Origin of the sequence: Aquabacter albus (genome assembly GCF_040049275.1) — a bacterium.
Classification (GTDB): domain Bacteria; phylum Pseudomonadota; class Alphaproteobacteria; order Rhizobiales; family Xanthobacteraceae; genus Aquabacter.
Genome location: NZ_JBDZDT010000003.1, coordinates 170,941 through 196,048 on the forward strand (window position 1 = coordinate 170,941; position 25,108 = coordinate 196,048).

25 protein-coding genes are annotated in these 25,108 nt (G+C 67.9%); 9 read left to right on the forward strand and 16 right to left on the reverse strand.

All coding sequences use genetic code 11. The annotated features are described in order from the left end of the window. Window positions 1–34: 34 nt before the first annotated feature. From ftsH to ruvB, 10 genes are all read right to left on the reverse strand, one after another. The gene (gene ftsH, locus ABLE91_RS07295; RefSeq protein ID WP_348929938.1) at window positions 35–1,960 is read right to left on the reverse strand and encodes an ATP-dependent zinc metalloprotease FtsH; all 1,926 of its coding nucleotides are present in this window, start codon (window positions 1,958–1,960) and stop codon (window positions 35–37) included. A 99-nt stretch (window positions 1,961–2,059) separates the two neighbouring features. Then, the gene (gene tilS / locus ABLE91_RS07300) at window positions 2,060–3,181 is read right to left on the reverse strand and encodes a tRNA lysidine(34) synthetase TilS (RefSeq protein WP_510181915.1); all 1,122 of its coding nucleotides are present in this window, start codon (window positions 3,179–3,181) and stop codon (window positions 2,060–2,062) included. Then, on the reverse strand, window positions 3,135–4,088 hold the full coding sequence (gene ybgF, locus ABLE91_RS07305) for a tol-pal system protein YbgF (RefSeq protein ID WP_348929942.1): 954 nt from the start codon (window positions 4,086–4,088) through the stop codon (window positions 3,135–3,137). Before ybgF ends, tilS begins: the two co-directional genes overlap by 47 nt. 175 nt (window positions 4,089–4,263) lie before the next feature. Next, window positions 4,264–4,755 carry a peptidoglycan-associated lipoprotein Pal gene (gene pal / locus ABLE91_RS07310; protein ID WP_348929943.1) on the reverse strand — a complete coding sequence of 164 codons (492 nt, stop codon included), beginning with the start codon at window positions 4,753–4,755 and terminating at the stop codon, window positions 4,264–4,266. A gap of 315 nt (window positions 4,756–5,070) precedes the next feature. Beyond that, entirely contained in the window at window positions 5,071–6,402 is a 1,332-nt protein-coding gene (tolB, locus tag ABLE91_RS07315; protein WP_348929945.1) for a Tol-Pal system beta propeller repeat protein TolB, read from the reverse strand. 109 nt (window positions 6,403–6,511) lie between these two features. Next, on the reverse strand, window positions 6,512–7,360 hold the full coding sequence (gene tolA / locus ABLE91_RS07320) for a cell envelope integrity protein TolA (protein ID WP_348929946.1): 849 nt from the start codon (window positions 7,358–7,360) through the stop codon (window positions 6,512–6,514). Window positions 7,361–7,461: 101 nt separating this feature from the next. Next, window positions 7,462–7,914 (reverse strand): protein TolR, encoded by a 453-nt coding sequence (gene tolR, locus ABLE91_RS07325; protein ID WP_348929948.1) that lies wholly within the window; start codon window positions 7,912–7,914, stop codon window positions 7,462–7,464. Between the two features lie 6 nt (window positions 7,915–7,920). Continuing rightward, window positions 7,921–8,637 carry a protein TolQ gene (gene tolQ / locus ABLE91_RS07330; RefSeq protein ID WP_348930594.1) on the reverse strand — a complete coding sequence of 239 codons (717 nt, stop codon included), beginning with the start codon at window positions 8,635–8,637 and terminating at the stop codon, window positions 7,921–7,923. Between the two features lie 381 nt (window positions 8,638–9,018). Continuing rightward, entirely contained in the window at window positions 9,019–9,549 is a 531-nt protein-coding gene (gene ybgC / locus ABLE91_RS07335; protein WP_348929950.1) for a tol-pal system-associated acyl-CoA thioesterase, read from the reverse strand. A gap of 30 nt (window positions 9,550–9,579) precedes the next feature. After that, complete coding sequence (gene ruvB, locus ABLE91_RS07340; RefSeq protein WP_348929952.1) at window positions 9,580–10,611, reverse strand: Holliday junction branch migration DNA helicase RuvB; 1,032 nt, start codon at window positions 10,609–10,611, stop codon at window positions 9,580–9,582. Window positions 10,612–10,720: 109 nt separating this feature from the next. On the opposite strand from ruvB, the gene ABLE91_RS07345 reads away from it, so the two are divergent. Next, a complete protein-coding gene (locus ABLE91_RS07345; RefSeq protein ID WP_348929954.1) occupies window positions 10,721–11,116 on the forward strand; it encodes a VOC family protein in 396 nt (131 codons plus the stop codon). 3 nt (window positions 11,117–11,119) lie between these two features. On the opposite strand, the gene ruvA is transcribed toward ABLE91_RS07345, so the two are convergent. The 3 genes from ruvA to ruvC are packed head-to-tail and all read right to left on the reverse strand — an operon-like array spanning window position 11,120 to window position 12,701. After that, on the reverse strand, window positions 11,120–11,734 hold the full coding sequence (gene ruvA / locus ABLE91_RS07350) for a Holliday junction branch migration protein RuvA (RefSeq protein WP_348929956.1): 615 nt from the start codon (window positions 11,732–11,734) through the stop codon (window positions 11,120–11,122). Next, window positions 11,731–12,162 (reverse strand): anthrone oxygenase family protein, encoded by a 432-nt coding sequence (locus ABLE91_RS07355; protein ID WP_348929958.1) that lies wholly within the window; start codon window positions 12,160–12,162, stop codon window positions 11,731–11,733. Before ABLE91_RS07355 ends, ruvA begins: the two co-directional genes overlap by 4 nt. A 32-nt stretch (window positions 12,163–12,194) precedes the next feature. Further along, window positions 12,195–12,701, reverse strand: a complete 507-nt coding sequence (gene ruvC / locus ABLE91_RS07360) for a crossover junction endodeoxyribonuclease RuvC (RefSeq protein ID WP_348929960.1) — start codon at window positions 12,699–12,701, stop codon at window positions 12,195–12,197. A 112-nt stretch (window positions 12,702–12,813) separates the two neighbouring features. Between ruvC and ABLE91_RS07365 the strand changes: the two genes are divergently transcribed. Continuing rightward, window positions 12,814–13,275, forward strand: coding sequence for a carboxymuconolactone decarboxylase family protein (locus ABLE91_RS07365; protein ID WP_348929962.1), 462 nt, complete (start codon window positions 12,814–12,816; stop codon window positions 13,273–13,275). After that, the gene (locus ABLE91_RS07370; protein ID WP_348929964.1) at window positions 13,247–14,152 is read left to right on the forward strand and encodes a sigma-70 family RNA polymerase sigma factor; all 906 of its coding nucleotides are present in this window, start codon (window positions 13,247–13,249) and stop codon (window positions 14,150–14,152) included. Before ABLE91_RS07365 ends, ABLE91_RS07370 begins: the two co-directional genes overlap by 29 nt. Window positions 14,153–14,378: 226 nt before the next feature. Here the strand turns inward: ABLE91_RS07370 and ABLE91_RS07375 are convergent, their stop codons facing one another. Continuing rightward, window positions 14,379–16,499 (reverse strand): hypothetical protein, encoded by a 2,121-nt coding sequence (locus tag ABLE91_RS07375; protein ID WP_348929965.1) that lies wholly within the window; start codon window positions 16,497–16,499, stop codon window positions 14,379–14,381. 309 nt (window positions 16,500–16,808) lie between these two features. On the opposite strand from ABLE91_RS07375, the gene ABLE91_RS07380 reads away from it, so the two are divergent. Beyond that, complete coding sequence (locus tag ABLE91_RS07380; RefSeq protein ID WP_348929966.1) at window positions 16,809–17,228, forward strand: MerR family transcriptional regulator; 420 nt, start codon at window positions 16,809–16,811, stop codon at window positions 17,226–17,228. A gap of 240 nt (window positions 17,229–17,468) precedes the next feature. Here the strand turns inward: ABLE91_RS07380 and ABLE91_RS07385 are convergent, their stop codons facing one another. Then, a complete protein-coding gene (locus ABLE91_RS07385; RefSeq protein ID WP_348929968.1) occupies window positions 17,469–18,719 on the reverse strand; it encodes a glycoside hydrolase family 2 TIM barrel-domain containing protein in 1,251 nt (416 codons plus the stop codon). Window positions 18,720–18,842: 123 nt separating this feature from the next. Here ABLE91_RS07385 and ABLE91_RS07390 point away from each other — a divergent pair, with 123 nt between their 5' ends. The 5 genes from ABLE91_RS07390 to ABLE91_RS07410 all read left to right on the forward strand — a co-directional run bounded on the left by ABLE91_RS07390 (window position 18,843) and on the right by ABLE91_RS07410 (window position 24,164). Then, entirely contained in the window at window positions 18,843–20,210 is a 1,368-nt protein-coding gene (locus ABLE91_RS07390) for an NAD(P)H-dependent oxidoreductase (RefSeq protein ID WP_348929970.1), read from the forward strand. Between the two features lie 329 nt (window positions 20,211–20,539). Next, window positions 20,540–21,451, forward strand: coding sequence for a metallophosphoesterase family protein (locus tag ABLE91_RS07395; protein WP_348929972.1), 912 nt, complete (start codon window positions 20,540–20,542; stop codon window positions 21,449–21,451). A 144-nt stretch (window positions 21,452–21,595) separates the two neighbouring features. Beyond that, window positions 21,596–22,114, forward strand: a complete 519-nt coding sequence (locus ABLE91_RS07400; protein WP_348929974.1) for a Spy/CpxP family protein refolding chaperone — start codon at window positions 21,596–21,598, stop codon at window positions 22,112–22,114. A 225-nt stretch (window positions 22,115–22,339) separates the two neighbouring features. Next, window positions 22,340–23,566 (forward strand): MFS transporter, encoded by a 1,227-nt coding sequence (locus tag ABLE91_RS07405; protein WP_348929976.1) that lies wholly within the window; start codon window positions 22,340–22,342, stop codon window positions 23,564–23,566. Window positions 23,567–23,699: 133 nt separating this feature from the next. Continuing rightward, window positions 23,700–24,164 (forward strand): hypothetical protein, encoded by a 465-nt coding sequence (locus ABLE91_RS07410; protein WP_348929977.1) that lies wholly within the window; start codon window positions 23,700–23,702, stop codon window positions 24,162–24,164. Here the strand turns inward: ABLE91_RS07410 and ABLE91_RS07415 are convergent, their stop codons facing one another. Beyond that, on the reverse strand, window positions 24,165–25,079 hold the full coding sequence (locus tag ABLE91_RS07415) for a LysR family transcriptional regulator (RefSeq protein WP_348929978.1): 915 nt from the start codon (window positions 25,077–25,079) through the stop codon (window positions 24,165–24,167). Window positions 25,080–25,108: the final 29 nt, after the last annotated feature.

Consider the following 25,108-nt stretch of genomic DNA (forward strand, 5'->3'; position numbering starts at 1 on the left):
ATGATCTTGCAAGGGGGTTAAAGCCGGGAGCGGCTCACGCCTGCGGCTGAGGCTCGATACTGCCGGGGGAGCCGCCGGGGCGCGGGCGGTTCTTGCCGGCGGTGGGCACCGCCGAACCGCGCGGATTGGCGGGCTCGATCACCGTGTCCCGCACCGGCGGCTTGCCGTCGAGCAGGTCGATGATCTCGTCGCCGGAGAGCGTCTCGTACTCGAGCAGCCCGCGCGCCAGCGCCTCCAGCTCCTCGCGCTTCTCGGTGAGGATGCGGGTCGCCTCCGCATACCCCTCGTCCACGAGGCGGCGCACTTCCCGGTCGATGGTCTGGGCGGTGGCCTCGGAAATATTCTGGTGCCGCTGCACCGACATGCCGAGGAACACTTCGTCCTGGTTCTCGCCATACGCGACCTGGCCGAGTTCCGAGGAGAAGCCCCAGCGCGTCACCATCATCTTGGCGAGGCGGGTGGCCTGCTCGATGTCGGACGCCGCGCCGGACGTCACCTTGTCGTGGCCGAACACCAGCTCTTCCGCCACACGCCCGCCCATCATGATGGCGAGGCGGGAGGTCATCTGCTCGTAGGACATGGACAGCTTGTCCCGCTCGGGGAGCTGCATGACCATGCCCAGCGCGCGGCCACGCGGGATGATGGTGGCCTTGTGCACCGGGTCGGTGGCCGGGACGCTGAGGGCGACGATGGCATGCCCGCCTTCGTGATAGGCGGTCAGCATCTTCTCTTCCTCGGTCATGACGAGCGAGCGGCGTTCCGCGCCCATCATCACCTTGTCCTTGGCGTCCTCGAACTCGCTCATGGTGACCATGCGCTTGTTGCGCCGGGCCGCCATCAGCGCCGCCTCGTTGCAGAGGTTGGCGAGGTCCGCGCCGGAGAAGCCGGGGGTGCCTCGGGCGATCACCTTCAGGTTCACGTCCGGCGCCACGGGGATCTTGCGGGCATGCACCTTCAGGATCTGCTCGCGGCCGACCACGTCAGGGTTCGGCACGATGACCTGGCGGTCGAAGCGGCCGGGACGCAGCAGCGCGGGGTCGAGCACGTCGGGACGGTTCGTGGCGGCGATGAGGATGATGCCCTCGTTCGCCTCGAAGCCGTCCATCTCCACCAGCAGCTGGTTGAGGGTCTGCTCGCGCTCGTCATTGCCGCCGCCGAGGCCGGCGCCGCGATGGCGGCCCACCGCGTCGATCTCGTCGATGAAGATGATGCAAGGGGCATTCTTCTTCGCCTGCTCGAACATGTCGCGCACGCGGCTCGCGCCGACGCCCACGAACATCTCCACGAAGTCCGAGCCGGAGATGGTGAAGAAGGGCACGTTGGCCTCACCCGCAATAGCGCGGGCGAGCAGGGTCTTACCCGTGCCGGGAGGGCCCACCAGCAGCACGCCGCGCGGGATGCGCCCGCCGAGGCGCTGGAACTTCTGCGGGTCGCGCAGGAATTCCACGATCTCGGTGAGGTCGCTCTTCGCCTCGTCGATGCCGGCCACGTCCTCGAAGGTCACGCGGCCGTGCGCCTCGGTGAGGAGCTTGGCGCGGCTCTTGCCGAAGCCCATCGCCTTGCCGCCCGCGCCCTGCATCTGGCGCGAGAGGAAGATCCACACGCCGATCAGCGCGATGAAGGGCAGCCAGGAGACCAGGAGGCTCACGAACCAAGGCACATTGTCGGACGGCGCGCGGGCGGTAATGGACACGCCCTTGCCGTAGAGCCGCTGCACCAGCGACGGGTCGTTGGGCGCATAGGTCTGGAACTGGCGGCCGTCGGTGAACGAGCCGGAAATGTTCGGCCCCTCGATCACCACGTCGCGCACCCGCCCCTGGTCCACGTCGGACAGGAGCTGCGAGAAGGAGATTTCGTTCGCGCTTGAACGCTGTCCCGGGCTCTGGAAGAGCGAGAACAGCGCGAGCAGCAGCAGAACGATGATCACCCAAAGGGCGAAATTACGTAAATTGGCGTTCATTGATCCCTCACGGGGACCGCATCGACCGCGCCTTCGTTCGATCTCCGCCCTCTCTGGTGGCGGTCTCTCGCGCGATGTCGCTCCCGTTGCGTCCGCCGCCTAATCTAGGTGCCGTGCCCTTGCTTGCCAAGGACGAGTGTCCGGTTCCGGGTGAATTTGCCGAGAGGAGCCGGTTTTTAAGCGCCGTTCCGGTGCGGGACGGAAGGTGATGCGGCCCTTCTCCAGCGTCACGAGGACACCCGCCAGGGTCCGGCTCAGGCGGCCCTCAGCCCGAACCGCCGAAAGGAGGCCTTCGTGCAGGCGCTCGGCCTTGGCGAGTTCCACGTCGCCCTCGGTGGCGCAGCTTGAGAGTGCATCGAGGAGGATGCGGAGCGAGATTTCATCCGGCTCGGCCGACCATGCCACAGGATCCAGTCGCACAAGCCGCTCTGCCCGCTCAAGAGTGCAGCGCGCCGCCGCCTGTGCCGCCGCCGCCACCAGGGCTGCCTCCGCCCGGGCCACGCGTCGTGCGAGAAGGGCCAGGCGCTTTGCATCCAACCCTTCCGCCGCCAGAGCCGGCGCAAGCCGCCTCAGGCGTGGCCGTGTGAAGCGCGGATCGGTGTTGCTGGGATCACGCGCATAGGTCACGCCCGCGCTTTCCGTTGCGGCGATCAGCCTCGCCTTGGGAATGTCGAGCAACGGGCGCAACAGGGCCAGATCGCCCATCTGAGATACATGTCTCATAGCTGACAGGCCGGAAAGGCCCGAGCCGCGCGCGAGGCGGAACAGCACCGTTTCCGCCTGGTCGTCACGGGTATGGGCGAGGACAAGCGCAGTGGCGCCGTTCGCCCGCGCATGATGTGTCAGCAGGGCATAGCGAGCCGCGCGGGCCGCCTCCTGAATGCCGGCGGACGGCTTCTCACCAGCCCAGACAAGTGTCTCATGAGGTAATTTCAGGCGCCGACAGAGGCGCGCAACTGTCTTCGCCTCCCCGGCTGAGTCTGCGCGAAGCGCATGATCGACGGTGGCCACAAGAAACGTCGGGCCATGGCTGCGCGCCACGCGCCAGGCCTGCGCCAGCAGCATCAGCGCCGTGGAATCCGGCCCCCCGGACACGGCGAGCAGGATGCGGGAATGATCGAGGAAGGGCGCGAAAAGCCGGTCGAGCTCCGCCTGCGCGAAGGGGGCGATATCCTCAGCAGCCGGCACGCTTCTGCTCACGCTCCACCGCCTGTCGGACATTGGAACTGGCACGGGGGTATTTGCGGTCGATCTCCCCCAGCGTCGCACACGCGGCTTCCCGCTCGTTCAGCGCGGCCAGCGACTGGCCGAGGCGCAGCAGCGCTTCCGGAGCCCGCGGGGCATTGGGGAATTTGGTGGAGACCTGGAGGAAATTCTCGGCGGCATCCTTGTAGTTCTGCCGCTGGAACAGGGTCTCGCCCAGGAAATAGGTGGCTTCCGGCACCAGCCGGTCGCTGGGATAGGCCTGGAGGAACTGGCGGAAGGTCTGGTCGGCGGAGGCGTAATCCTGGCGCTGGATATAGCCGTAGCCGAGGTCGAACATATCCTTAGGTGTATTGGAGGGCGGCAGCGCCGCCACCTGTGCACCGGGCCGGGCGGAGACGGGGGCGACGCCTCCCGGCGTGATCTCCGTCGGCGCGCCAAGCCCCGCCGAACTGCTGGTGGGCGACCCCAAAGGCTGGGGTGCGCCGGGCGCGTCGGAGGCTGCATTGGGGTCGAAGGCGTCGGACCGCCTGCCGGTGGCGGCGGGCGGCGCACCCGGTGGCGGCAGGGGCGCGCTCGACGGCACGGAGACGGGCGCGCGATTCGCGGTGGGCGGCGGCAGGGCGACAGCGGGTGCCCCAGCCGGACCCGGCGGGCGGGTGCCGCCCGCTTCCATCTGCTGGAGGCGGTACTGGAGCTGCTCCACCTGGCCGGTGAGCTGCCTCACGGTGTTTTCCAGCCGGTCCATCCGCAGGAGCATCTCGGACTGCGCGCTGGCGGCCGGGTCCGGCTGCTGCTGCACCGAACCCGGCGGCTTGAAGATGTCAGTGAAGATATTGCCACTGGACTGTGCGAGCGCGGGCACGGCGAGAGCCGGGCCGAACGCGGCGGCGATCAGCAGGGCGCGGAAACTCAGGCTTGGCATGATCCGCATTCGGTCAAAGAGGTTCCGGCCGTCGCTGCACTTTAGGCCGGCCTTGCGCGCACCATAAGGCAGGGATCGCGTCCAAAGTGTGGCCCGGGCCGGGTCGCGCCGCGCATGAAAACGCCGGCGCCAAGGATGGCGCCGGCGTGTTCCAAGCAGGTCAGGCAACTATGGCTCAAGAGGCGCCGCCGGTATTGAGCACCGTCACCGCGCGCCGGTTCTGAGACCAGCAGGAGATGTCGTTGCACACCGCAACCGGCCGTTCCTTGCCGTAGGAGATGGTGCGCATGCGCGCCGGGTCGATGCCCCTCGACGCGAGGAAGTCACGCACATTCTGGGCACGCTTGGCGCCGAGCGCGATGTTGTATTCGCGGGTGCCGCGCTCGTCCGCATGACCTTCGATGGTGAAGGTGTAGCGGTTGTACTGCTGGAGCCACTGGGCCTGGCGGTCGAGGGTCGCCTGGGCCTGGGGCGAGAGGTCGGTCTGGTCGGTGTCAAAGAACACGCGGTCGCCCACCGCCACCACGAATTCCTGCGGCGAACCGGGAGGACCGGCGGCCCCCGACGCCGCATTGGGGTCGGGCGTGTTGGCGCAAGCTGCAAGCGCGAGCGCGAAGCCGAACAGGGCGGCAAACCGGAAGCCGCGGGCGAAACCAAAAATGCGCATCCGGTAATTCCCTTCTCAACGCGACCGGAGGTTTCCATTTAGCAGGGGCTTGGTTAAGCGAAGGTTCCGCAGCGCCGCGCAGGAGGCCGCGCAAGCGCCATACCCTCACAAGCCCCAGTTATGGTTTCCAAATGGTTGCCGCCCCTGCGGCCGTGCCTGCCGTTAGTGCTGGCAGGCCGTGGCAGCATGATGGCGAAGGCGTGGGGCGGATGAGGCGCAAAAGGATGTGGCGCCAGCGCAACAAAACGGACGCCATGCGGCGGCCGTCCGCTCACCTGATGCCCGCCAGGACACGAAACTTCTGAGACACACATCTCAGGAGCGCAGCGGCGACCAGGCAGGGTCGGAGGCGAAGCTCGGGGTGGGGACGCGCAGTTCGTTATAGCCGGTGATGTCGATGGTGAAGAGGCTCGGGCCGCCCGTTCCCGGAGGATCGCGGAAGAACATGATCACCCGGCCGTTGGGCGCGAAGGTCGGGCCTTCATTGTGATAGCCCTCGGTGAGCACGCGCTCGCCCGTGCCGTCCGGCTTCATCACGCCGATGGCGAACTTGCCTTCCGCCTGCCGGGTGAAGGCGATGACGTCGCCGCGCGGCGACCACACCGGCGTCGAATAGCGCGCATTGCCGAAGGAGACGCGCTTCGGCCCGGAGCCGTCGGCATTCATGATATAGATCTGCGAGGTGCCGCCTCGGTCGCTCTCAAAGCAGATCTGCCGCCCGTCCGGCGAATAGCAGGGGGCCGTGTCGATGGCGGAGGTGTCCGTGAGGCGCGTCGTCGCCTTGGAGCGCAGGTCCATGACGAAGATGTTGGAATTGCCGCCCTGCTGGAGGCTCATGATCACCTTCTGCCCGTCCGGCGAGAAGCGTGGCGAGAAGCTCATGCCGGGGAAGTTGCCGACGATCTCGCGCTGTCCCGTCTCGATATTGAGCAGATAGACGCGCGGGTCGGCGCGTCCATAGGACATGTAGGTGATTTCCTGGCTGGTGGGCGAGAAGCGCGGGGTGAGCACCAGATCGTCGCCGCGGGTGAGATAGCTCACGTTCGCGCCGTCCTGGTCCATAATGGCGAGGCGCTTGACGCGCCGGTCGGCGGCGCCGCTCTCGTCCACGAACACAATGCGGGTGTCGAAATAGCCCTTCTCGCCGGTCAGCCGCTCATAGATGGCGTCGGCGATGATGTGGGCGACGCGGCGCCAGTTCTCCGGCTGGGTGAAGTATTGCTGGCCGAGAAGCTGCTGGCCGGCGAACACGTCCCACAGGCGGAATTCCACCTTCAGCCGCCCATCGCCCTGGCGTGCCACGCGGCCGGTAACGAGGCCCTGCGCATTGATGGTGCGCCAATCCTGGAAGCGGGGGGCGAGGTCCGGGTTCTGGATGTTCTCCACGAACGATTTGGGGTCGAGCGGCGCGAACAGGCCGGAGCGCTTGAGGTCCGCCGTGATGACGCCCGAAATGCCCCGCCCCTGGTCCCCCTCGCCGACGAAATCGGTGATGGCGATAGGGATGGGCTGGGGCGCGCCGGACTGGATGTCGATGCGCAGCGCGGCGTGAGCCGGCGCCGCGGCAAGAAGCCCCGTCGCAGCCCCCGCGATGACGATCTGGCGGCGGTTCAGGAGGGGGGCGGCAAGATCGGAGGTCTTGGTCACGTAATCCTCTTCTTCTCTCTCTTGCCGGCGCCGGTCTGAGGGCGCTGGCGCGAAAATCGGTCCTGGTGCGGCCCTGGAGACGGGCCGGCGGGGCATGGAGGCGGCGGGGTCACGCGCCCCCGAACATGTTGGGTTTGAAGTTCGGCTCGAGTTCCCTCCAGAGGTCGTACTTCTCTGGCTTGAACATCGTGTAGGGCTGGCATTGGATCAGCGCCCGGATCGCGCTGGAAGCGAAGGCATCGAACACCCCGCGCTGCTCCGGATTCATCAAGCCGCCTGTGATCACTGGCGGTTGCGCCAGCGTGCCGTCGCGGTTCAGCCGCAGCAGGATGTACGCATTCATCTTCTCATCGTCGATGTGCGGCATCTTCCAGCATTGCTTCACCTTCTCGCGGAAGGCGTCCTGCTCGGACAGGCTGAGCGCCGGCGCATCACCCTTCGGCGCCCCGAGCGAGGAGACCTGCGACACCTGCGGGGCGGTCGCGGCCTGGCGCTGCGGGGTGCGCTTGTCCAGCAGCGCCGCGATCTTGTCCGCGTCGAACTTCTGGTCCGTCGGCGGCTTCGGCTCTGCGGTCTGCACCGGCGGCGCGGGCTTCTTCGGGGGAAGCGGCGTCGGCTGCGCCTGCTGCTGGGGCTTGGGATCTTCCTTCTTGGGCTCGGCCTTCAGCGCCTCGTCGGCCTTCGGCGGCGGGGGCTCGGCCTTGGCGGGCGCAGGGGTGGGCTTCTGCTCCTCGGCCTTGGGCTGCGGCGTGGGCGGAGGCGGCGGGCTGGGGGCGGTGGGGGCCACCTCCTGCTTCTCGGTCACCTTCAGGTTCGGGTCCGGCGTGGGCTTGTCCACGTCCACCTTCTCGGCCACCACCTTGGGCGGCTCGTCCTTCTTGCCCTTCTCGTTGCCCTTGGTGACCTTGGAGATGTCGGTGGCCGAGACCACCTCCACGGGGATGGCTTCAGGAGGCATGTCAAAGGGCCTCGGTGACGCGAAGGACACCAAGGCGAGGACGATGATGCCCCCATGAATGACCGACGATGCGACAAAGCCGACCCGCATCCCTCTCCTTTTCAGCCCCCCTGCTCCACTTCCGTCACCAAGGCCACGCGCTTGAAGCCGGCCCCCGAGAGGCGGCCCATGACCCGCATGACCGTTCCGTAGTCAACCTTCCGGTCCCCGCGCACGAAAATGCGCTCGTCCATGCTGTTCTTCGTCACAGCCTGCAATTTCGTGACCAGATCGGCATAGGCGACCTCGCTGTCACCCAGGAAGATCTGGCCCTTGTCGTTCACCGAGACCGTGATGGGGTCCTTGTTCTGATCCATCGATTTCGCCGCTGTCTGCGGCAAATCGATGGGAACGCCCACCGTGAGCAACGGCGCCGACACCATGAAGATGATCAGCAGCACCAGCATGACATCCACCATGGGCGTCACGTTGATCTCCGCCATCACCCCCGAGCCGTGCCTGCGGCGCGAGCGCCGGCTCTGCCACCCGCCTCCTCCGCCGTTGGACATGCCCATGGCGCGTCAGCTCCTCTCGTCGATCTGGCGCGACAGGATCGCGGAAAATTCGTCGGCAAACCCCTCCAGCCGCTGCGCCTGCCGGCTCAGCTGGGTGCTGAACTTGTTGTAGAAGATGGTCGCGGGAATGGCCGCAATGAGGCCAATCGCGGTCGCCAGCAGCGCCTCGGCGATGCCGGGGGCAACCACCGCGAGGCTGGTGTTCTTGGACGCGGCGATGGACTGGAACGAGGTCATGATGCCCACCACCGTGCCGAGCAGACCGATGAAGGGGCCGGCCGAGCCGACCGTCGCCAGCACCAGGAGCTTGGATTCCAGCCGCTCCACCTCGCGGGCGATGGTCACGTCCATCACCTTCTCGATGCGCTGGTTGAGGCCGGTGAGCGAGCGCGCGCCGCTCTCATAAGTGCGCTTCCACTCGCGCATGGCGGCGACGAAGATGGCGCCCATGGCCTGGTTAGGCCGGCCCGCCAGGGAACGATAGAGGTCCTCCAGGCTCTGGCCGGACCAGAAGACCTGCTCGAACCGGTCCATTTCCTTCTTGGTCCGGGCAAACAGGAGCTGCTTGTCGATGATGATGGCCCACACCCAGATGGAGGCCAGCAGCAGGCCGATCATGATGAGCTTCACCACCCAGGAGGCCTGCATGAAGAGGCCGATGAGGGTGACATTGGCGGCCGGCGCATTGTCCGCCGCAAAGCCGACCTGGCCGTTCGGCGCCATGGCGGCCGGCGACGGGGAGCCCGGCGCGGCGGTCACGGGCGCGGTGGGCGCGGCATTGGGGGCGGACTGCGCATGGGCGTGCGATACCGACACGGCGAGAAGCAGCGCGAGGCCAAGGAAAAGCTTCTTCGTCAGCGTCATCAGGCCAGTCCTGTCGGGGGTCATGTGTCGGTCCCAGTCTTGCCGCGCATCGCCGTTCTGCCGCGCATCGCCCGCCTTATCGCAGGCGCACGATTTTCGCAGGCGCACACGGTACGCATCCTCCATCGTCCGGGACGCAGGCGGTCTTGAACCGGCTGAGTCTGTCCAAACTTAGGCGGCAAGCCGCGGCGTGCGCCTTCCGCCGCCCCCACACAACACACCAGCAGGGTTAATGCACCGTTATCGTTGCGGTGCAACAGTGCCGTTTCCGGCGAGGATCGCATCCTCGAGCGTTGCCTTGCGCAGGGCGTCGGGGACACGCCGCGCGCGCCCCTGGGACACGAAGGCGATCCGCACATTGGCCGAGACCAGGATTTCCCCGTCCCGCCGCACGCTTTGCCCCAGAATGATGGAGGCGCCCTGCACCTCCTTGGAGAGGGTGACCACCTCCAGCACATCGTCGATGCGCGCGGGTTTCAGGAAATCGAGCTGCATGGAGCGGACGACGAAATGGAAGCCCGGCGCCTCCGCCGCGGCTTCCGCGAACAGCTCACCCTGAACCACGCCGAGGAGGCGGATATAGTCCGAGCGGCCGCGCTCCATGAATTTCAGGTAGTTGGCGTGGTAGACGATGCCGGAGAAGTCCGTGTCCTCGTAATAGACGCGCAGCGCTAGGCTGTGCCCGCCGGGGATCAGTCGGCCGGCCAGATGGGGATGCTGCTGGAGTTCGCCGGGCGCGACCGCCCGCTCGCCGGAAATGTCGCTCTTCATGCCGTTTCCATGCCGTGAATGGGCGAAGGACTACTCTCCGTCGTCGAACAAAGGCAAGACGGTGGGAGGTCGCTGGGGCTCTTCCAGCCCCAGATGGCGGAACGCCCCCGCCGTGAGCATGCGCCCGCGGGGCGTACGCTGGATGAAGCCCTGCTGCACCAGGAAGGGCTCCACGATCTCCTCGATGGCGTCGCGCGGCTCGGAAAGCGCCGCGGCCATGGTGTCGATGCCCACCGGGCCGCCGGCATAGTGGATGGCGATCATGGAGAGATAGCGGCGGTCCATGGCGTCGAGGCCCGCATGGTCCACCTCGAGGGCGGAGAGCGCCCGGTCGGCGATGGCCCGGTCGATGCGCTCGCTTTCCGCCACCAAGGCGAAATCCCGCACCCGCCGCAGCAGGCGCCCGGCGATGCGTGGCGTGCCCCGGGCGCGCTTGGCGATCTCGGTGGCTCCATCAGGGGCGATGCCGATGCCCATCACCCGCGCGCCGCGCGTGACGATGTGCTCCAGCTCCGCCACCGTATAGAAACCGAGCCGCACCGGGATGCCGAAGCGGTCGCGCAGGGGCGTCGTGAGAAGCCCGGAGCGGGTGGTGGCGCCCACCAGTGTGAATTTCGGCAGCGAGATCTTCACCGAGCGCGCCGCCGGCCCCTCGCCGATGACGAGGTCCAGCTCGAAATCCTCCATGGCGGGATAGAGGATTTCCTCCACCGCCGGGGAGAGGCGGTGGATCTCGTCGATGAACAGGACGTCCCGCTCCTCAAGATTGGTGAGGATGGCGGCAAGGTCGCCCGCCTTCGCGATCACAGGCCCCGAGGTGGAGCGGAACCCCACCCCCATCTCCCGTGCCATGATCTGGGCGAGCGTGGTCTTGCCGAGGCCGGGAGGGCCCACGAACAGCACGTGGTCCAGCGCCTCCTGCCGGACCCGGGCTGCCTTGATGAACACCTCCAGGTTCGCCCGCGCCTGCGCCTGCCCGACGAAATCCGCCAGCCGCTGCGGGCGCAGCGTGACGTCCTCGTCCTCTGAGCGTTTGTCGGGTGTGATGAGGCGGGTGTTCATGGGGCCTTGCGTGTCATGAGTCGCGATCGAGTCTAACGTGTGCGGGAAGGCGGCGGAACCGTTCTTGGTTTGACCCTCCTGGACACCCACACTGCGAAGAGGAGCCGCCATGCCCGCGATCATCCACCCCTTCCTCATGTTCGAAGGCAAGGCCGAGGAGGCCATGACCTTCTATTCCTCGCTTTTCCCCGGCAGCGCGGCGACCGACATCAAGCGCTACGGCGCAGAAGGGCCGGGGCCGGAGGGATCGATCATGGTCGCCACCTTCCGGCTCGGCGATCAGAAGGTGATGTGCAGCGACAGCTTTGTGAAGCACGCCTTCACCTTCACCCCGTCCTTTTCCTTTTTCGTCACATGCGAGAGCGCAGAGCAGATCGAGCGCCTCGTGGCCGCATTGCTGGAGGGCGGCTCGGCCCTGATGCCCCTGGGCGCTTATGGCTTCAGCACGCAGTTTGCCTGGATCAGCGACCGCTACGGCGTGTCCTGGCAGCTCAACCTGCCCTGATCCCTATTTCGCCAATTCCCGCAGCCCCAGCCGGATGAGCGTCTCCGTCGTCGCCCCCTCCCCGGCTCCGCGCGCGGCAGCGGCGATGGCGGCGGAGGCTTGGGGGACGCCATAGCCGAGATTGGTGAGGGCGGAGACGGCGTCAGCCAAGGGGCCGTTCGCCCGCGCCGACGCCTCGCCGGAGAGCTGCGCCGCCAGCGGGTCGGCGCCGGACAAGGCCGGCGTCTTGTCCTTCAGTTCGGTGACGATGCGGGTGGCGACGCGTGGGCCGACACCGGGCGCGCGGGCGATCATCGCCTTGTCGCCCAGGGCGATGGCGTGCGCCAGCTCCGAAGGCTTCAGGGTGGACAGGATGGCGAGCGCGGTCTTGGCGCCGATGCCCTGCACCGCCTGGAGCAGGCGGAACCATTCCCGCTCCGCCTCCGACTGGAAGCCGAACAGGCGGATCTGGTCCTCGCGCACGAAGGTCTCGATGAACAGCACTGCCGCCTCGCCCGCCGCCGGCAAAGCCTGGAGCGTGCGGCCCGAGCAATGGACGAGATAGCCCACCCCGTGCACGTCCAGCACCAGATGGTCGTCGGCGGTGCTGTCCACCGTGCCCTTCAATTTACCGATCATGGCAGCAGCGCCCAGATGAAGACGACGGTGGAGAGGAAGCCGAGCCCCGAGCGGACCATGTGGAGCTGCCCCCAGATTTCCATCAGCCGCGTGCTCTCCGCGCCGGCAGAACTTTCGGCCGTGGCGAGGAGCTTATAATTGGTGGGCATGATGCCGATGAACGTATAGGGCCAGTTGGCGCCGAGGAGCACCCCGCCGGCCAGGAACCGCCACTGGCCCGTGACGAAGAAGGCGACCACCCCCAGGATGAGGCCCAGCGCCGCCAGCGGCCCCTGCATGGCGGCCCCCCGCCTGTAGGCCGGCTTCCATTGGCGCAATTGCGCCGCCGGGTCGAGTTGCAGCCGCGCCGGCTGCTCCACCACATTGATATAGAGGGCGGCGCCGGTGAACACAGCGGCCACCGTCAGCGCGAGAAGTCCCCAGATCATGTCGTTCCCCGCTCCCCGTTGCGGCCCCCATCCTACAGCGCAAGCTGTGCCCGCGCAGCCGCGCCGCGATGATGGGCATGGGTGACCGCCACCGCCAGTGCATCGGCGGCGTCCTCGGTCTCCGGCGTCGCGGCGGGCAGGAGGATGCCGATCATCATGCGGATCTGGTGCTTTTCCGCCCGCCCTGCGCCCACCACCGTCTTCTTCACCAGCAGCGCGGCATATTCCGCAACCCCGAGCCCCGCCTGCGCGGGGGCCAGCATCACCACCCCGCGCGCCTGGCCGAGCTTCAGCGTGGAGGCCGGATTCATGTTGACGAACGTCTCCTCCACCGCCGCCTCGTGGGGCGAGAAGCGGCGGATGACGTCGGACAGGCCGTCATGGAGCTTCGCCAGGCGCTCCGCCATGGGGGCCTTCTCCGGCGGCAGGATGGTGCCGCAGGCGATGAAGCTGAGCCGGGAGCCCTCCGCCTCGATGATGCCCCAGCCGGTCCGACGCAGGCCGGGATCAAGGCCGAGAATACGAATCACGTGACGCATGGGCCAAAGGTGCGCCGCCCGCATCCCGTGACCAAGTTTTTCTTCGGGGGATGTCACATCCGGCGACGCCACCTCGTCTTTGGTTCGACACGCTCACACGGAGACCGAAGCGATGCACCCGAGACTGAACCTCTTTTCCGCCGAGCCCGAAACCATGAAAGCCATGATGGCCCTCAGCGATGCGGTGGCTAAGAGCGGCCTGGAGCCGAGCCTGCTGGAACTGGTGAAAATCCGCGCGTCCCAGATCAACGGCTGCGCCAATTGCCTGCACATGCATGCGCGCGACGCGCGCAAGCATGGAGAGAGCGAGGAGCGCATCTATCTGCTCGACGCCTGGCGCGAGGCACCGTGCTACACAGAGCGCGAGCGGGCGGCGCTCGCCTGGACCGAGACGCTGACCCTGATCGCCCAGACCCGCGCACCGGATGCCGATTATGCGATCCTTGACGCGGAATTCTCCAAGGAGGATCAGGTGAAGCTGACCCTGGCCATCAACACCATCAATGCCTGGAACCGCTTCGCCGTGGGTTTCCGCATGATTCCGGATGTGGCGCTTGCAAAAGCCGCAGCCTGAGGTCGAAGGGGCGGCGGAGGCGTTCGACCGCCTCCGCCCGCGCCTTACCCGCATCGCCTACCGCATGCTGGGCTCGGTATCCGAAGCCGAGGACATGGTGCAGGAGGCCTATCTGCGCTGGCACGGGGCAGACCGCGCCGCCGTGCGCGAGCCGGCCGCCTTCCTGGCGCGCACCGTCACGCGGCTTTGCCTCGACCATCTGAAATCGGCCCGCGCGCGGCGGGAAAGCTATGTGGGTATGTGGCTGCCCGAGCCGCTGGTGGATGACGCCCCCGCGCCCGACGAAGGCGACCCGGACGAACTAAGCCTCGTCCTCATGATGGCGCTGGAGCGGCTCTCGCCGCTGGAGCGGGCGGCCTTCCTCCTCCACGACGTGTTCGACCTTCCCTTCGAAGAGGTCTCCGCCGCCATCGGCCGCGATCCCGCCACCTGCCGCCAGTTGGCGAGCCGCGCGCGGGCCCATGTGCGTACGGACCGGCCGCGCTTCCGGCTGGACGCGCAGCAAGGCGAGGACATCGCCCGCGCCTTCTTCACGGCGGCCTATAGCGGCGATGTGGAGGGCCTGCAAAAGCTGCTGGCGCAGGAGGTGGTGTCCTATGCCGACGGCGGTGGCAAGCGGCCGGCCTTCCCCGAACCCATCCTCGGACAGGAGAAGGTGGTGCGCATGTTCGCCATGCTCGCCGAGAAGGGTGGCCCCGAGCCGCCCCGGTTTATCCGCTTCGCGATGATCGATGGCCTGCCCGGCTATCTGGCGGTGGACCGGCACGGCGTGTTCCACACCACGGCGCTTGAGGTGATGGACGGGCGCATCAAGGCCATCTTCACGATGCGCAACCCCGACAAGCTACGGCACCTGGAGGCGATGGGAGAGGGTTGAGGGAGGCTTGTCCTGGACAAGTGAGAGCGAAGCTCGAACGCAGATCCGGGACCCAGCGCAAGAATCCGGCGAAGCCGGTAATAAGCGACCAGCGTGAGAGCGCCATCGCCGCGTGGCGGCGCCGGCGGAGTGAAGCGCCTTCGGCGGTTCTTTGCGCTGGGTCCCGGGTCGGCGCTCAAGCTTCGCTTTCGCTTGCCCAGGACAACAGATCACGCAGCCCGATCGCTCACGTCCCCGAAGTCGCGCGCGGAGCTGCAGCCGCCTCCACGGGGGCCGCGGTATCCCATTCCGGCTTCGGCTGCACGGAATTGGCCGTCTTGTCCGCCTGCCCCGGCACGAAGGCGGCGGCCATGGCGCGGGCGCGGTTCATGGTGGTCTCATCGCTGCGGCGGGCCACTTCGTCCCGCTTGCGGCCGGAATCCGTGTCGCCCTGGGCCGCGGCGACCGCGAACCACTTGAAGGCTTCCACGGGATCGGTCGGGCCGGAAAGGCCGCGCGCATAGATGACGCCGAGATTGTGCTGGCTGTCCCGCAGGCCAAGCTCGGCCGCCTGGCGGAACCACTTGATGGCGGTCACCCAGTCGGGCCGCCCGTCTACGCCCTCGGTCGCCATCACGCCGAGATTGTGCATGGCCCTGAGATTACCGCGCTCCGCCGCCCAGGCATAAAGCCGGCGGGCGTCGCTGGAGTTGCGGTCCGCATATTCATAGATGCTGCCCAACCGGTAGGCCGCGGGCACCGAGCCGCGCGCAACCGCGAAGGTCAGCCATTTCATGGCGGCGGTCTGGTTCGCCTCCATCCCGCGCCCGTCGGCGAAACGCACGCCGACCTCATAAGCGGCGGCAGGATCGCCGGCGAGGGCGGCGGTGCGCAGCGCGGCCGGGACGTTGGGCAACGGCAGGCTCGCCACATCCGGCGCCTGGACGGGCGCAGCGATCATGGGCTTTGCCGCCATCGCCGGCCCGCCGGGGCTGGGGCGCGCATAAGACGTGCTGGGCCGTGCCACCTGGAGAATGGTGACGCCGGCAAGGCCCACGGCGGCTGCGACCACCGCGACGCGGCCCGCCAGGAAGAACGAGCCCTTTCCGCGCTCCTTGCGGGGCTTCTCGTCCAGAAACTCGGCCCGCTCTGCAGCGGCAAGCCAATCGACGCTCACGGTCCGCGCGCGCACCACGTGGTCGTCGCCCAGGGCGGCATCGAAGATGCGCCGGTCGAGATCGATGGTGGGCGGCAGCATCTCGGCTGGGGACAGGCGCGGGCCGCCCTCATGGCGGCGCGGCGGACGGACCATCTCCAGGTCCGCCAGCCCTTGGAGCTCCAGCTCCACCTCGCGCACCAGGAAGTCCTCGGTGCGCAGCTCGAACTCCCGCTGGCGCGCCTCGAGGGCCGCGAGGCCGCGCTTCAGCCCCACCACGGCGGGCGCATCGTCCCGCGCCGAGAGGCGCAGTGCGACCGCCTGGACGGCTTCCGCGGAGACATCGGCGGACGCGTGCTGGAGGTCCTCCATCTGGTCCGATATGCGGTGCAGCGCCTCCTCGATGCCATCCAAGCGGTCGAGGCGCTGCTGGGAGGCGACCACACGCTCGGTCAAGGCCACGAGATGGCGCTCGATCACGTCCACCAGCGGGGAAAGGGCCGAGGCTTCCACGCCGGTGCCGCCCTCGATGCGGCCGAGGAGGAAATCCACCTGGTCCGCAAGCGCGGAGGCGAACTCCTCCGGCAGCGTGCCGATTTCCTCGGAGAGGCGATGCAGACGGGCGCGCAGCTCGTCCATGTCGCGTTCCATCCGCTCCTGGACCTGCGCCATGGCGCGGGTGTCCGTAGCGTCACGCAGGCGCAGCGCCCGGTCGACGGCGGCGCGCAGCTCGGCGGTCTGAAGCTCCAGCCGCCGCAGCGCCACGGGATCAAGGGCCTTGGCGTTCAGGAGGTCGAGCTTGCGCCCGAGCGCCGCCACGGCGGTGGCAAGCAGCATGGCATGCCCCTCGCCGCCCAGCCGGTCCAGGGCCTCGCGGATGGCCGCAAGCTCGGCAGTGAGGCCGGCGGGCGCTACCTCGGGGAGCGTGCTCTCCTCTTCCTCGTCAGGCTCGGCCTCATGGGGCTCAGTGAACCGCGAATCATCCTGCCACTCGTCCTGGAACACGGGCGGCGGCGTCATGGTCTCGCGCATCCGGGCCACCCGTTCGCGCAGCAGATCCAGGGCGCCGGGGGCGAAAGCGGGGGGCACGGGCTCGGTGTCCAACGTGTAGGCCCTCGGCCTCGCATTGGACGAAACAGCGGCCGCCGGCTCCCAGGCGGGGGCCATGTCGTCGCGAACCGGGCTGTAAACCGGGCTGTACATGGGCTCCATGCCCGCCTCCCTCGCCGGGGATGGGCGGCGCGCAAACGCCGCTGCGAATCGATCTCAAAAGATTCGCTGAGCTTGGTAAACCGGTCGTTAATGCCCACCAGCGGAAGCCCCCGGAACAGCCGGCCAGGGCACCATGTAACTGTTACTTTCCCTTAGGGAGCCTGCAACCTTCTCCCCCCGCAAACCCTTTGCCCCTATTTGGTTGGTCGGTTCACCGCCGGCGCACAGAGTCGGTCCGCCCGTGCGGTTGGAGAATCGTCACATTGCAGGCCGCCCGCAATGCGCGTGGCCCGGTAGAGGAGAGTGCGGATGGACGCGAACGCTTTCGGCGTACGGGAGACCCTGTCTCACCCCGGTAGGACCTATGCGAGCGAGGACGTCTACACCATCGGCGATCTCGCGCGGGACTTCGGCGTCACCCTGCGAGCTCTGCGTTTCTATGAGGATAAGGGTCTTCTGTCCCCCCGCCGCGAGGGACTTGCCCGCCTCTATTCGGCAAATGACCGCGAGCGCCTGACCCTGATCCTGAAGGGCAAGCGTCTGGGCTTCACCCTTGCGGAAATCCGCGGCCTCGTTGCCGCCCATGAAGGCAATGCCGGCGGCCGGGGCCTCGCCCTCACCCGTGAGCGCTGCCTCAGCCAGCTCTCCCAGCTGGAGCGCCAGCGTTCCGAGATCGACGCCGCAATCGTCGAGCTGCGCGACACCGCCACCCGCCTGGCTGCTGCCTGAGCGGGTTTTTCTTTGTGACATGGCCGGGCTGAAGCCCGGCCGTTCACCTGAGGAATGACGTCCGGGGAAACCCGGATGCGCAAAAGCACCGCGTGGGCGACCGCCCCGTGGCCAGCACAGAGAGCGTCTCCGCCGCGCGGCGTCGGAGATGGGTGAAGCGCCCTAGCGGCCCGTATCGCCGGGCCCCTCGCATTTCACCGCGCTTGCCCGGCACATGCACCCAGAACGGGCACCATTCCTTTATCGCACCTCAAACGGGATATTCCCCGTAGCCGCAGCCCCGCGCCCGTCCCGCACGGTGACGAACAGGCGATAGCGCCCCGGCTCCAGCTCGAAAATGCCCACACCCGTATCGGAGGGGTGGCGCAGCCCCTGCGAGAAGGAGGGCGGCACGGGCTCGGCATCACCACCGACGCTGCGCACGCTGGTCTCCGCCATGATCTGCCATTCCACCTTCAAGGGGTCACCATCCGGGTCCGTGGCGGCGAGCGTCGCTTCCGCCGGGGTTCCCCGGTCGAAGCTGGCGGGGCCGTTCAGGCGGAAGGCGAGGATGCGCGGGGCATGGTTGCCGCCGCCCGGCGGCTTGCCGCCCCATATCTCCGCCATGGCCTCCACCGGCTCGGTCCATTCCCCGGTGGGCAGGAACAGGCTGTGCCAAGTGGGCGTCACCTCCTGCTTCTGCCCCCAGTAGAACGGCAGCGCCCCGACCTTGGCCTGCGCGAAGGTGGTGAGATAGCGGCGCAGCTTGTCCGCCTTTTCCGTGGAGGTCAGCTCGATGGCCGCGCCCCAGGGGGTCTTGCCGGCCTGCCACTGGCCAAGTGCCCCGAGCTCGGTAACGATGATGGGGCCGGTCCAGCCCTGCGCCCGCGCCCGCGCGGCCACGGTAAGGAGGCTGTCGCCATAGGCGTTGAGGCCCAGCACGTCCACCGAGGGCGCCATGCGCTTCAGCGTCGCCACCTTGTCGGTCCCGGTGTCCGCCAGCACCGCCATCACCGGGTGGGCGGGATCGAGCGACTTCACCAGCTTCGCCGCTTCTTCGATGGCGGGCCAGACGGGGGCGGCCTGCGCCGGGGTCAGCTCGGTCTCCACCTCGTTGCCGATGCCCCAGGCAAGCAGCGCCGGGTGGGTGCGGTAGCGTTCCACCATCTGCCGAAGCTGGGCAAGCTGCCCGTCCACCGCGTTGCGGTTGCCATAATCGAAGCCGCGCCGCGGATGCTCCATCCAGAAGCCGACGATCACCTTCAGGCCCGCGCGCTGGGCCGCGTCGAGGATCTCGCCGGGCTCCTCCCCATAGGTCCGCAGCACGTTGGCGCCGGTGCCTCTCAGCTCCACAAGCCGGTCGATGCCCGCCGCCCCGTCGGCGACGAACGGGACGCCGTCCACGAGGATGTCCGCTCCGCGGACGGTGACGACTGAGGCCATGAGCGGTCCCGTCCAGGCCAAAGCGAGGAGGAAAAGGGCGGCGGCGAGCGGGCTCTGACGGCTAGACATATGACGCAACGGCATCTCCTGAGGATGGAAGGGAGACAAACCCAGGAACATGAACATATTGTGCCCGGCGGTCATGAACATAGACAACAGGCTCCTGAAGGAGCGCGCCCGGAGGATGCCCAAATGAATCTCGCCCGCAAGCTCAAGGCGCGCGCCGCCGAGGGGCGCCCCGTGCGTGTCGGCCTCATCGGCGCTGGCAAGTTCGGCTCCATGTTCCTGTCCCAGGTGCGCACCACGCCGGGCATGCACCTCATGGGCATAGCCGATCTTTCACCCGAGCGGGCGCGCGCCGCCCTCGTCCAGACCGGCTGGGATGCGGACGCCGCCATCGCCCCGGACTTTGCGACCGCACGCCGCACCGGCGGCACGGTCCTCACTGACGATGCCTCAGCGCTCATCGCCGCCGGAGGGCTGGACGTGGTGGTGGACGCCACCGGCAGCCCCGCCGCCGGCATCGCCCATGCGCTGGAGGCCATGGCCCATGGCCGCCACATCGTCATGGTGACGGTAGAGGCGGACGTATTGGCCGGTCCCCTCCTCGCCCGGCGGGCGCAGGAGGCGGGCGTGGTCTATGCGGCGGCCTATGGCGACCAGCCGGCTCTCGTCTGCGACATGGTGGACTGGGCGGAGACGTGCGGCTTCCGCGTGGTGGCTGCCGGCAAGGGCACCCGGCACCTGCCCGCCTTCCATCAATCCACCCCCGACACAGTGTGGGACAATCTCGCCATCCCGCGCGAGATGGCGCAGGCGGGGGGCATGAACCCGCAAATGTTCAATTCCTTCGTGGACGGCACCAAATCCGCCATCGAAATGGCCGCCATCTCCAACATGACCGGCCTGAAGGCGCCGCGCGACGGCCTCCTCTTCCCGCCCTGCGGCGTGGATGACCTCGCCCGCGTGCTGCGGCCCACTTCTGAGGGCGGCATCCTGGAGGAGGAGGGCATGGTGGAGGTGGTCTCCTCCCTTGAGACCGATGGCCGGCCCGTGTTCCGCGACCTGCGCTGGGGCGTCTATGTGGTGCTGGCGGCCGACCCGTCCGCCAGCGGCGACTATTCCCGCCGGTGCTTCAAGGAATACGGCATGGTGACCGACCCCTCCGGCCGCTACACGGCACTCTACCGGCCCTACCACCTCATCGGCATGGAGCTGGGCATCTCGGTGGCCGCCGCCGCGCTCCGGAACGAGGCGACCGGCACCGCCATCGGCTTCTTCAGCGATGTGGCCGCCACCGCCAAGCGCGACCTTGCGGCCGGCGAGGTGTTGGATGGGGAAGGCGGCTACACGGTCTATGGGCGCCTCATGCGGGCCGAGGATTCGCTCGCGGCGGGCGTCCTTCCCATCGGCCTTGCCCATGGTGTCACCTTGAAGCGGGCGGTCGCGCGCGGCGCGGCGGTGCGCTGGGCGGACGTGGAGATCGCCGACAGCCCCACCGTGCGGGTGCGCCGGGAGATGGAAGCCATGTTCGCGCCGGAGCGGCGCAAATCGGCTTGAGCTATCGGGATTTTAAGCGGAGGACGGGTTCAAGAGTTACCGTCATGGCCGGGCTTGTCCCGGCCATCCACGGGGCTCCGCTGGGTGCGCACGCAACGGGTAGACGTGGATGCCATGAAAGTCGGCTGTTGCCGACTTTCACACTTAAGAATGCCGAAGTCGGAAACATCCGACTTCGGGGACAAGCCCGGGCATGACGGCGGGCAGCGGGCGGGCCACAGTGAACCCTTCTCCATCTTAAAGCGTTGCAGGGGCTGGCGGCGGACGCCGTTCCGCGCTTTACATCCTCGCGCCCGCAAGGGTCCCCTTCCCGCTCGCAGGTTCCCCTCATGTTCGTGCTTGCCCATCTCTCGGACCCGCATCTCGGCCCCATCCCGGAAGCGCGCATCTCGGAACTGTTGGGCAAGCGCTTCTTTGGCATGATGAACTGGATCGGCGCGCGGCGGCGCAATTTCGGCCAGGCTACGCTCGCGGCGCTGCTCACTGACCTTCTGGCGCAGCCCACGGACCATATCGCGGTGACCGGTGACCTCGTAAATGTGAGCCTGCCGGCGGAGTTCGACACCGGCGCCACCTTCCTCGCCTCGCTGGGCACGCCGGACAAGGTCACGGTCATCCCCGGAAACCACGACACCTATGTGCATTCCGCCCTCTCCTACCATCTGGAGCATTGGGCGCCCTTCCTCTCCGGCGACGAGACCCATCCCGGCACCCCGCTCGACCGGGAATCCTTCCCCTTCGTGCGGCGGCGCGGGCCGGTGGCCATCGTCGGCGTTTCCACCGCCGTCCCCACCGCCTATTTCCTGGCGAGCGGCGAGGTGGGCGGCGCGCAGCTTGAACGGCTGCGCGGCATTCTTCACGAATTGAAGAAAGAAGGGCTGTTCCGCGTGGTGATGATCCACCATCCGCCCGTGGGTGAGCGCCACTATCATCGCGACCTCAGGGATGCCGAGGCCTTTCGCCGGGTCATTTCCGAGGCCGGTGCCGAACTGGTGCTGCACGGCCACGACCACCGCGCCTCCCTCGGCCGCATCTCGTCCAATGGCGAACTCATCCCCGTGGTGGGGGTGCCCTCCGCCTCCGCCGGCCCGGAGGATGGGCGCGGCGCGGGGCGCTACAACCTCTACCGCATCTCGGGGGAGCCCGGCGCCTGGGCCTGCATCATGGAAAGCCGCGGCTATGCGCCGGGCGACGCAACCGTCCAGCTCCGCGATACACGCCAAATCATAGGACTGCCTTGATCTTGGCTTCGCACCTTTCCAATATGTAATGTAGCTGAATGTCCATTCATAATACTGAAGATGAACAGTATCTCAATTACAGAAGTTTAAGTTGAACGGCAGAACGACTGAAGGCACGCTCATTCCATCATCGGAGGATGAGACATGAAACAAGCCGTTATCGCCGCCACCATCGCCGCTTTGCTTTCCGGTTCCGCTATTGCCTATGCCGCCGCCCCCGGACCCGCCAGCGGCGCAGCCCCGGCGGACCAGCAGAAGCAGGAGCGTTGGAAGCCGAGCGCGCAGGATCGCGCAGCCCTCACCGACGCCCGCATCGCCGCGCTCAAGACCGGCCTCACCCTGACCCCCGACCAGGAGAAGCTCTGGCCCGCAGTGGAGACCGCGCTGCGCGACGTCGCCAAGGACCGGGCCGCCCGCATGGCCGCGTTCGCCGCCCGGCCCCGCGATGCCCAGCAGCAGCCCGACCCCATCGCCCGCCTCCGGTTCCAGGCGGACATGATGAACAAGCGCGCCGCCGACCTCACCAAGATCGCCGACGCCGCTCAGCCGCTCTACCAGACCCTGGACGACGGCCAGAAGCATCGCCTCCAGATCCTACTGCGGCAGGAGTTCCGGCCGATGCGCGGTCCCGGCGAGGGACAGCACGGCCCGCGCCGCGGCTGATCAAGGCGGGATCTCTCTCCCCTGCGCCGGTCCCTGCGCTACGCCATTCCCTCTCCCGCTTGCGGGAGAGGGAGCCTGTGGGGACATGACGACCGATCTACCCAGCGACACATGAGCAACGGTCATGTATCGCGTGACGAAGATTGATTTATTACGGGGCGGTCCCGCCTCTATGCTGTAGGGGAAGCCGGGAGGGTCGATTCCTCCCGCGCACGGAAACGCCCCATGAGCCGCGCCGCCACATCCGCCTCGACCATCCTCATCCTCGTGGCGGGATGTCTCATCGCCGCCATCACGTTCGGGCCGCGGGCCACCTCGGGCTTCTTCCTGTTGCCCATGTCCAACACCTATGGCTGGGGGCGCGACGTCTTCGGCCTGGCGCTGGCGCTTCAGAACCTGTTGTGGGGCCTCGGCTCGCCCTTCGCGGGCGCCATTGCGGACCGCTTCGGCACGGTGCGCGTGCTGTGCGCCGGCGCCATCGTCTATGCCGCCGGCATCGCCATGATGTCGTTCGCCTCGACGCCCGGCCTCCTGCAACTCTCCGCCGGCGTGCTGGTGGGCTTCGGCCTCTCCGCCTGCTCCTTCAATCTCGTGCTCGCCGCCTTCGGCAAGCTCCTTCCCGAGCGCTGGCGCTCGCTGGGCTTCGGCGCCGGCACCGCCGCCGGCTCGTTCGGCCAGTTCCTGTTCCCGCCGCTCGCCACCGGCCTCATCTCGCAGGTGGGCTGGCAGGAGACCCTGCTGATCTTCGCCGCCGTGCTGCTTCTGGTGATCCCGCTCTCCTTCGCATTGGCGACGCGCGGCACCGCCTCCACGAAGGCGACAGCCTCCGCCCCCTCACAATCGCTCGTAGGCGCGCTGCGCGAGGCATTCGGCCATCCGAGCTATGTACTGCTTGTGCTCGGCTTCTTCACCTGCGGCTTCCAGCTCGCCTTCGTCACCGTCCACATGCCGGCCTATCTGGCGGATCAAGGCATCAGCGCGGCGGTGGGCGCCTCGACCCTCGCTTTGATCGGCCTGTTCAACATCGTCGGCTCGCTGAGCGCAGGGGCACTGGCGACGCGCTTTTCCCGCAAATGGATGCTGGCGGCCATCTATGCCGGACGGGGCATCGCCATCGCCGCCTTCATCCTGGTGCCCACGTCGCCCGCGTCCTGTCTCGTCTTCGGTGCGGCGATCGGCCTGCTCTGGCTCTCCACCGTGCCGCCCACGTCCGGGCTGGTGATGCTCATGTTCGGCACGCGCTACATGGCGATGCTCTATGGCTTCGCCTTCTTCAGCCACCAGGTGGGCGGCTTCCTCGGCGTTCTTCTCGGCGGCGTGCTGTATGAGGCCTCGGGCTCCTACGACATCGTCTGGTGGCTCTCCGTGGCCCTGTCCTTCGCCTCGGCAGCCATCAACCTGCCCATCCGCGAGCGGCCCGTGGAACGGCCGGTGGTAGCGGGCGCCCGCTGATGCGCGGCCTTTCCGCCACACCCCTTTGCCAATCGGCCTTCTGCCCCGACACGCTTCAGCTTGCCGCGCTTGCACCGGCAGCGCTGCCCGGTGCATCGTATTTGTTAACCATCGTCATCGTATCAAAGGGGCCATGCGAAGCATTCTTCTCGCGGCAGCCGGCATCGCCTTTCTCGGGACAGGGGCGGCCAGTGCTCAAAGCCTCAATCCCGACCAGGCGCGCGCTTTCGTCGTGGGGCGCACCTTCGCCTTCACCTGTTTCGAAGGCTCCACGGGCGCCGGCCGCATCTTCCCCGACGGGTCGGTGGCCGGCACCATCACCATGCGCTCCCAGGGCACGGCCCGTTTCGTGCGCCTGCCGCCCAACACGGTGCGGGTGCGCAACGAGAATGTCTGCGGCTTTGTCGAGGGCATGACATTCGAGCCCTGCTTCGAAGTGGTGAAGACCGGCGCCTCCACGTTCCGCGGCCAGCTCGCGGGGGTCGAGACCATGTGGTGCGACTTCACGCGCCTCGGTGGGGACGGCGACCGGGTGGCGAGCCGCCGCAAGCCACGCCCGCAGCCGAGCGCCGTCGCGGCCGAGACCTCGGCAGAATAATCAGGCCAGAAGCTCCGAGGGCGCCTCCTCCTTGCCCTCGATCAGGGCCCGGCGGCGGCTGATCTCGCGCCCCGCATGGTCCATGAAGGCCCGCACCCGCGCCGTGGTGCGCAGGTCCGGGTGGGTGACCAGCCACAGGCCGGATTCCATGTCCGGCTCGGGGCCTGCAAGGCGCACCAGACCCGGCGTCACGCTGCCGATGAAGCAGGGCAGGACGGCAAGGCCGATGCCCGCCGCCGCCGCTTCCGCAAGGCCCAGCACCGTATTCACCCGATAGACGATGCGCCCCTCCCCCGCCCGCTCGCGCAGCCATTTGGCCGGGCGGATGACGGAGAGATTCTCGGCAAAGCCCACCCAATCGTGCAGGCGCATCTGCGTCGGGTCGAACGGCACGCCGCCGAGCGCGTCCGCGCGGCCATAGACCCCCCAGGCGATGGCGGCCATGCGCCGGCCCACGAGCGTATCGCCCGGCCGGTCGCTGGCGCGCACCGCCACGTCCGCGTCCCGCTTGGTGAGGCTCAGCGACTGGTTCGAGACCACCACGTCCAATTGGATCTCGGGATAGGCGCGCCGGAACGAGGCGAAGATGGGGGTGAGCAGATGCACCATCAGCGTATCGTTGGTGGTGACGCGCAATTCCCCGGAGGGCCGCAAATCCTGCCCGGTGATGCGGCGCTCCACGGAGACGATCTCCTCCGCCATGCGCTCGGCGAGGCGCACCATCTCCTCCCCCGTGGGGGTGGGCGCATAGCCGGTGCGGGCGCGCTCGAACAGGCGCGTGCCGAGCTGGCTCTCCAGCGCGCCGAGGCGACGGAACACGGTGGAATGGTTGACCCCCAGCAGGTCCGCCGCACCCACGAGCGAACGCGTCTGCGCCACGGCCTGCACCAGCCGGAAATCATCCCAGGCAATCATCTCTTTGCACTCACGCAAACAAACCTCGG